This window comes from Asaia sp. SF2.1, from assembly GCF_000505765.1.
In the GTDB taxonomy this organism is placed as follows: Bacteria; Pseudomonadota; Alphaproteobacteria; order Acetobacterales; family Acetobacteraceae; genus Asaia; species Asaia bogorensis.
The window spans coordinates 11,430-17,672 of sequence record NZ_AYXS01000024.1; the positions used below are offsets into that span (position 1 = coordinate 11,430).

Consider the following 6,243-nt stretch of genomic DNA (forward strand, 5'->3'; position numbering starts at 1 on the left):
GAAATGATGCTGTCGGAGAGCCAGGAGCGTATGCTCATGGTGCTCAAGCCTGAGCGCACTGACGTAGCTCGCGCCATCTTCGAGAAATGGGACCTCGATTTCGCGATCGTCGGCGTGCTGACCGATACGGCGCATATCACGGTCAAGCATCTTGGCAAGACGGAGGCGGATATTCCGCTTGCGCCACTGGCTGATGAGGCACCGCTCTACCATCGTCCCATGACGCACGCTGCAAAGCCGGCGCGTCTGGGCACAGTGGCCGATCCTGCGGGTGTCGAACATGCGCTGCTGACCCTGTTGGCCTGCCCGGATCTCGCCTCGCGCGCCTGGGTCTGGAACCAGTATGACAGCGGCGTGGGGGGACAGACGGCCCGTCGCCCCGGTGCGGCCGATGCTGCCATCGTTCGCGTTGAAGGCACGAAGCGCGGTCTTGCCATGACGACCGATTGCACGCCGCGCTATTGTCAGGCTGACCCGCATGCGGGTGGGGCTCAGGCCGTTGCGGAAGCCTGGCGCAATATTACGGCAACGGGTGCCCTGCCGCTGGCCGTGACCGATAACCTGAACTTCGGCAATCCCGAAAAGCCGGAGATCATGGGTCAGTTCGCCGATGCCATCAAAGGCATGGGTGAGGCCTGCCGTGCGCTGGATTTCCCGGTCGTGAGCGGAAATGTGTCGCTATACAACCAGACGAGCCATCCTAGCGGTCTGAGCCAGCCGATCCTGCCGACGCCGGCCATTGGCGCTATCGGTGTGATCGACGATGTAACCAAGGCGATTGGTCTTGGCATGCCTGAGCAGTGCGAGCTCGTGCTGATCGGTGAGATCCGTGGTGAGCTCGGCCAGTCGCTCTGGCTGCGTGAGATCTGCCATCGCGAAGATGGCGCCCCGCCGATCATCGATCTTCACGCCGAGCGTCGCAACGGTGACTTCGTGCGCAAGATGATCGGGGAAGGGCGCATCGAGGCCTGCCACGACATCGCCGATGGCGGATTGCTTGTGGCCGTGGCGGAGATGGTCATGGCGAGCGGCGTAGGCTGCCATCTTGACAAGCCGCATCACGGCACGAGCCTCCATGCCTACTATTTCGGCGAAGACCAGGCCTGCTATGTGGTGGCCACCAAGCATGCTACCGCGCTGATCGACGCAGCTGAAAAGGCTCATGTGCCAGTGCGCCATCTCGGACGTTCAGGGGGTGATTCACTGGTTCTGACCGACGGTATGAGCCTGTCGGCCGAGCGTATGCGCAAGGTCAATGCCGAGTTCTTCCCCAAGCTGATGGAGCGCTGAGCCATGCCAATGAGCGCCGAAGAAATCGAGCGCACCATCAAGGCTGCCCTGCCTGATGCCGTGATCGAGATTCATGATCTCGCGGGTGACGGGGACCATTATGCTGCAACCGTGACCAGTACCGCTTTTGCGGGGCTGCCACGGGTGCGCCAGCACAAGCTCGTCTATGACGCGTTTGGTGGTCGTATGGGGACAGAGCTGCACGCTCTGGCCCTCAAAACACAAACCCCCTGACAATCGAGACCAGTTGGGTCTATAATTAAGCGATTATTGACCCAACGCGCATCTCGCGCACAGGAGCGATCCATGGCCGAAGCTACTTTCCAGCAGATTCAGCAGCTTATCGACAACAATCCCGTCATGCTTTTCATGAAGGGTGACAAGCTGTTCCCTCAATGCGGCTTTTCCGCACGCGTCGTGCAGATCCTCGGGCACATGGGCGTCGATTTCGAGACGGCCAATGTGCTTGCCAGCCCGGAACTGCGCCAGGGCATCAAGGACTTTTCGCAGTGGCCGACAGTGCCGCAGCTTTACATCAAGGGTGAGTTCATCGGCGGCTGCGATATCGTGACCGACATGTTCCAGAGCGGCGAACTGGAGTCTCTGCTGGAAGAAAAGCAGATCGCCAAAAAGGTGTCCTGATCTGCCTTGATTAAGCCATAAACTCTGCGCACTGCCACGGTTTCGTCTTAAACTGTGGCAGTATTGCAACGGTAAATATTCTTGTAAAAAATTCTTCCCGAGGCCTCTTGTTGTACTTTCGCAGTCCTGACTAACGTGGCGGAAGTCATTCAGAGGGAAGAAAAAATGCGGCGTCTATCGGGTCTTAAACTTGCAGCTTCAGTCGTCGCCGTTGGGGCAGCCTTTGCCTCTCATGGTGCAAGCGCAAGAGAGATCACTGATTGGGAAGCCTCCAAGCTGACGCTTGATGCGCTGACCGCTACGCCCGTCTATCACCGCCCAGTCACCACCTACACGCATCACCACGGCGCAGCCGTTCATCAGGTGGCCGCCCGTCACGTATCAGCGCAGTCGCGTCGCGCCCTTGTCCACACCGTGGTTTATCACGCCAAGGCACCGGTAAACAGCAAGCATCACGCCCGCCGTCACGGCTGATCGACTGGGGCGCTACTGCGCCCCGCCAAAACGGCCTTCCTGCGCGGGTGATATCTGATCTCCCCGGCAAGGCATTTATTGGTGCCGGTCAGCGCTATTGAATTTCGGCAGTCAATCAGACCGTTATGCCAGCATCTCCCGACGACCATACTCGACCGCCATGCTGCGCAACTGCGGTCGATCCCTTCTTGAGGGGCTCTGTCTCTGATCCAAGGCCGGTCCGGGGCAGGGGCAACAGCGCTGTTCGACGGTTGGTCTAACCGTCCCTCAGAATATCCTCGATCCATGCCACATCCCCAGCGACGTCATATATCATGAGGTCACACCGGGTGTTTTCGCGTTGCCATGACGGCTGTGTCTGAAGAAGATACTCCGCAGCGGCCAGAAGACGGCGCTGTTGGGGGAGCCTAAGGGCGTAGGCGGCCTCATCCAGTGTGCGGCGCTGCTTGACCTCAACGAACAGGATGAGACTGTCATTCGCCGCTATGAGATCGATCTCGCCATATGGGGTGCGGCATCGCTCGGCAAGAAGCACGAAGCCCGCATTTTCGAGCGTTTCGCGCGCATGAGCCTCTGCCGCCATTCCGGCGGCGAAAGCCCTGCTGCCGCGCCTTTGGCGCGCGGTCGTCACAGTCTGCTGCGGAGCAACCTTGCAGCCTCGACAGCAAAATAGGTGAGGACGCCATTACAACCGGCACGCCTGAACGCAAGCAGGCTCTCAAGTATGGCGCGATCGCGGTCGAGCCAGCCATTCTGGATAGCCGCCATCAGCATCGCGTATTCGCCCGACACCTGATACGCGAACGTCGGAACGGCGAAGGTTTCGCGCACCCGGTGAATGATGTCCAGATAGGGCATGCCGGGTTTGACCATGACCATATCTGCGCCTTCCTGGATGTCGAGCGCGACCTCGCGCAGCGCTTCATCGGAATTGGAAGGGTCCATCTGATAGGTCTTCTTGTCGCCTTTGAGCAGCCCCCCGGACCCCAGAGCGTCACGGAACGGGCCATAGAAGGCAGAGGCATATTTGGCCGCATAGGACATGACGCGCACGTTGTCGTGCCCCGCCTTGTCCAGGGCCGTGCGTATCGCGCCAATGCGTCCATCCATCATGTCAGACGGGGCAATGATGTCGATCCCGGCTGCGGCCTGATTGATGGCCTGTAGCGCCAGAATCTCTACCGATGCGTCATTGACGACGTAATTGCCCTCGATAAGACCGTCATGGCCATGATCGGTGTAGGGGTCGAGCGCCACATCACCGATCAGCCCAAGGTCAGGATACAGGCGCTTGATTTCACGCGCTGCCTTGCAGATCAGATTGTCCGGATTGGTGGCCTCACGGCCCGTCGCATCCCTGATGTCTGTCGGGGTGATCGGAAAGAGGGCTACGGCGGGGATACCGAGACCGATGGCCTCGGCCAGATGAGCCTCAAGCAGATCCACGCTCACGCGTTCGACGCCCGGCATGGAGGCGACACTGCTGCGCTGCCCTTTGCCATCACAGACGAAGATCGGCCAGATCAGATTGTCGATCGTCAGCGTCGTTTCGGCCACAAGGCGGCGCGTGAAACCGTCGAAACGGTTACGTCTTGGACGGCTGAGTGGAAAGGATCCGGTGATCATCGCGTTGTTCCCTCGGCAGTAAGCTTGCTCTTTTTGATACCATAAAGCGCATAAACGACCAGTCCGGCGATCAGCCAGACCACCATGCGTAGCCAGGTGAGCGCATCCAGCGACACCATGACCGCGAGGCAGCTCAGGATACCGCAGACCGGGGTGAACAGCCCGCCAGGTGCGCGAAACGCGCGGGGGCGGTTTGGCTCACGAATGCGCAGGATCAGGACACCCACACAGACCAGCACGAAGGCGAGCAGGGTGCCGATTGAGGTCATGTTGCCGAGCACGGAGATCGGCACCAGCCCTGCCAGCAGGCAGGTCACCACGAGAAAGATCAGGTGAGACACGGATGGTGCCCGCGTGCGTGGGCTGAGGCGGCCAAATATCGCCGGTAGCAGGCCATCATGCGACATGGCGTAGAACACGCGCACCTGACCCATCATGAGCCCCATCAGCACCGAGATATAGCCAAACAGGATGCTGAACTTGAGAGCGCCCTGCAGCCAGAACAGATGGGTGATATCGATGGCGGTGGCCACAGGGCTGCCATCGCCCTCGAGCTGGCGATAATCAACGACACCGGTCAGCACGAAGGCGAAGGCGATATAGATGATGGTGCAAATGAGCAGGCTGCCCAATATGCCGATAGGCATGGTTCGTTCTGGATTACGGGCCTCCTGCGCGGTGGTGGCGATGATGTCGAAGCCCAGATAGGCAAAGAAGATCATGCCAGCAGCCCGCATGATGCCCGAGACGCCAAAATGACCGAATTCGCCTGTGTTGGGCGGAATGAAAGGGGTGAAATGCTCGGGCTTGATGAAGGGCGAGCAGAATATGATGAAGGCGCCGACCACTCCGAGCTTGAGCACCACGACCACAGCATTGATGCGCGTGGACTCGGAAATGCCGCGCAGCAGAAGCATGACGATGAACACGATTGCGGCCATGGCGGGAAGGTTGATCCAGCCATGAGCCATGCTGCCATCCGGCAGCTTCACCATGCTCATGGGGGATGCCATCCAGCGCGGGTCCGGATGCAGGTTCCACTGGCCCAGAATCGAGGCCAGATAGCTTGACCAGCTCGAGGCTACGGCCGCTGCCCCTACGGTGTATTCCAGCACAAGATCCCAACCGATAACCCACGCGACCAGCTCGCCAAGCACCGCATAGCTGTAGGAATAGGCCGAGCCGGCAGAGGGGATCATGCTGGCCAGTTCGGCATAACAGAAGGCAGCAAACCCGCAGGCAATAGCGGCCACCACGAAAGCAAGTATGACTGCTGGCCCCGCATTCTGGGCCGCAGCAATGCCTGTCAATGAAAACAGGCCAGCCCCGACGGTCGTGCCCACCCCAAGGGCAATCAGTGAAAACGGTCCGATAACGCGGTGCAGCCCGTGTTCGCCTTTTTCGTCGGTTGCCACGTCAATCGGTTTGCGCCGCCACAGGGCGGCGAGGGGCTGGGCCATTCAGTCTTCCTCTAAAACAACTCTCCCGCGCTAAACGGGTTGGCGGCGGGGGGAAATCTGGGATATTGCCCATCGTGATACGCCATTTTCCGCGTCTGTGCGCCCCCTCCGGGAGAGAAAAGAATGACTACTCGCGAGAACATGTCCCCCCAGCACGATTTCTATCATCGCGGTCTGAATGAAGCAGACCCCGAGGTGGCAGAAATCATCAACGCCGAACTGATCCGTCAGCAGGATGGCATTGAACTGATCGCATCCGAGAACATCACCTCTTTCGCCGTTCTTGAGGCGCAGGGCTCGGTCCTGACCAACAAATACGCCGAAGGAGTGCCCGGCAAGCGGTATTACGGCGGGTGTGTCGATGTCGACCGCGTGGAAAATCTGGCGATCGAGCGTATCAAGGCGCTGTTTGGCGTCGAGTTTGCCAACGTGCAGCCCCATTCTGGCGCGAACGCCAATCAGGCCGCCTTCATGGCGCTCGGCAAGCCGGGTGACACCGTGCTGGGCATGAGCCTCGCCGCTGGTGGACACCTGACGCATGGTGCCGCGCCGAACTACTCGGGGAAGTGGTTCAACGCGGTGCAGTACGGTGTGCGTGCCGAGGACGGAACCCTCGACTACGAGGAAATGGAGCGCCTTGCACGTGAGCACAAGCCGACGATCATTGTCGCAGGTGGCTCGGCTTATCCCCGTCATATCGATTTCGCACGCTTCCGTCGCATTGCGGACGAGGTGGGTGCCTATCTGATGG

The 6,243-nt window shown here is 59.9% G+C and carries 7 protein-coding genes and 1 pseudogene; 5 read left to right on the forward strand and 3 right to left on the reverse strand.

From position 1 onward, the window contains the following. The 4 genes from P792_RS38895 to P792_RS38010 form a co-directional block, all read left to right on the forward strand. Positions 1–1,290, forward strand: a 1,290-nt coding sequence (locus P792_RS38895) for an AIR synthase-related protein (protein ID WP_023979213.1), incomplete at its 5' end; no start/stop codon positions are given. 3 nt (positions 1,291–1,293) lie between these two features. Next, entirely contained in the window at positions 1,294–1,524 is a 231-nt protein-coding gene (locus P792_RS30840) for a BolA family protein (protein WP_031241086.1), read from the forward strand. A 72-nt stretch (positions 1,525–1,596) separates the two neighbouring features. Next, positions 1,597–1,932 (forward strand): Grx4 family monothiol glutaredoxin, encoded by a 336-nt coding sequence (gene grxD / locus P792_RS30845; protein WP_023979215.1) that lies wholly within the window; start codon positions 1,597–1,599, stop codon positions 1,930–1,932. Positions 1,933–2,097: 165 nt separating this feature from the next. Further along, on the forward strand, positions 2,098–2,406 hold the full coding sequence (locus P792_RS38010; RefSeq protein WP_081866649.1) for a hypothetical protein: 309 nt from the start codon (positions 2,098–2,100) through the stop codon (positions 2,404–2,406). Positions 2,407–2,662: 256 nt separating this feature from the next. Here P792_RS38010 and P792_RS30855 read toward each other — a convergent pair whose 3' ends face one another. Genes P792_RS30855 through P792_RS30865 form a run of 3 tightly spaced genes read right to left on the reverse strand, consistent with a single transcriptional unit; the run spans position 2,663 to position 5,492 of the window. After that, positions 2,663–2,989, reverse strand: a complete 327-nt coding sequence (locus tag P792_RS30855; RefSeq protein ID WP_023979217.1) for a YraN family protein — start codon at positions 2,987–2,989, stop codon at positions 2,663–2,665. 44 nt (positions 2,990–3,033) lie between these two features. Then, positions 3,034–4,032 (reverse strand): porphobilinogen synthase, encoded by a 999-nt coding sequence (gene hemB / locus P792_RS30860; protein WP_023979218.1) that lies wholly within the window; start codon positions 4,030–4,032, stop codon positions 3,034–3,036. Beyond that, a complete protein-coding gene (locus tag P792_RS30865; RefSeq protein WP_023979219.1) occupies positions 4,029–5,492 on the reverse strand; it encodes an APC family permease in 1,464 nt (487 codons plus the stop codon). Before P792_RS30865 ends, hemB begins: the two co-directional genes overlap by 4 nt. A 123-nt stretch (positions 5,493–5,615) precedes the next feature. Here P792_RS30865 and P792_RS30870 point away from each other — a divergent pair. Next, positions 5,616–6,243: pseudogene (locus P792_RS30870) on the forward strand (beta-eliminating lyase-related protein); the annotation flags it as partial.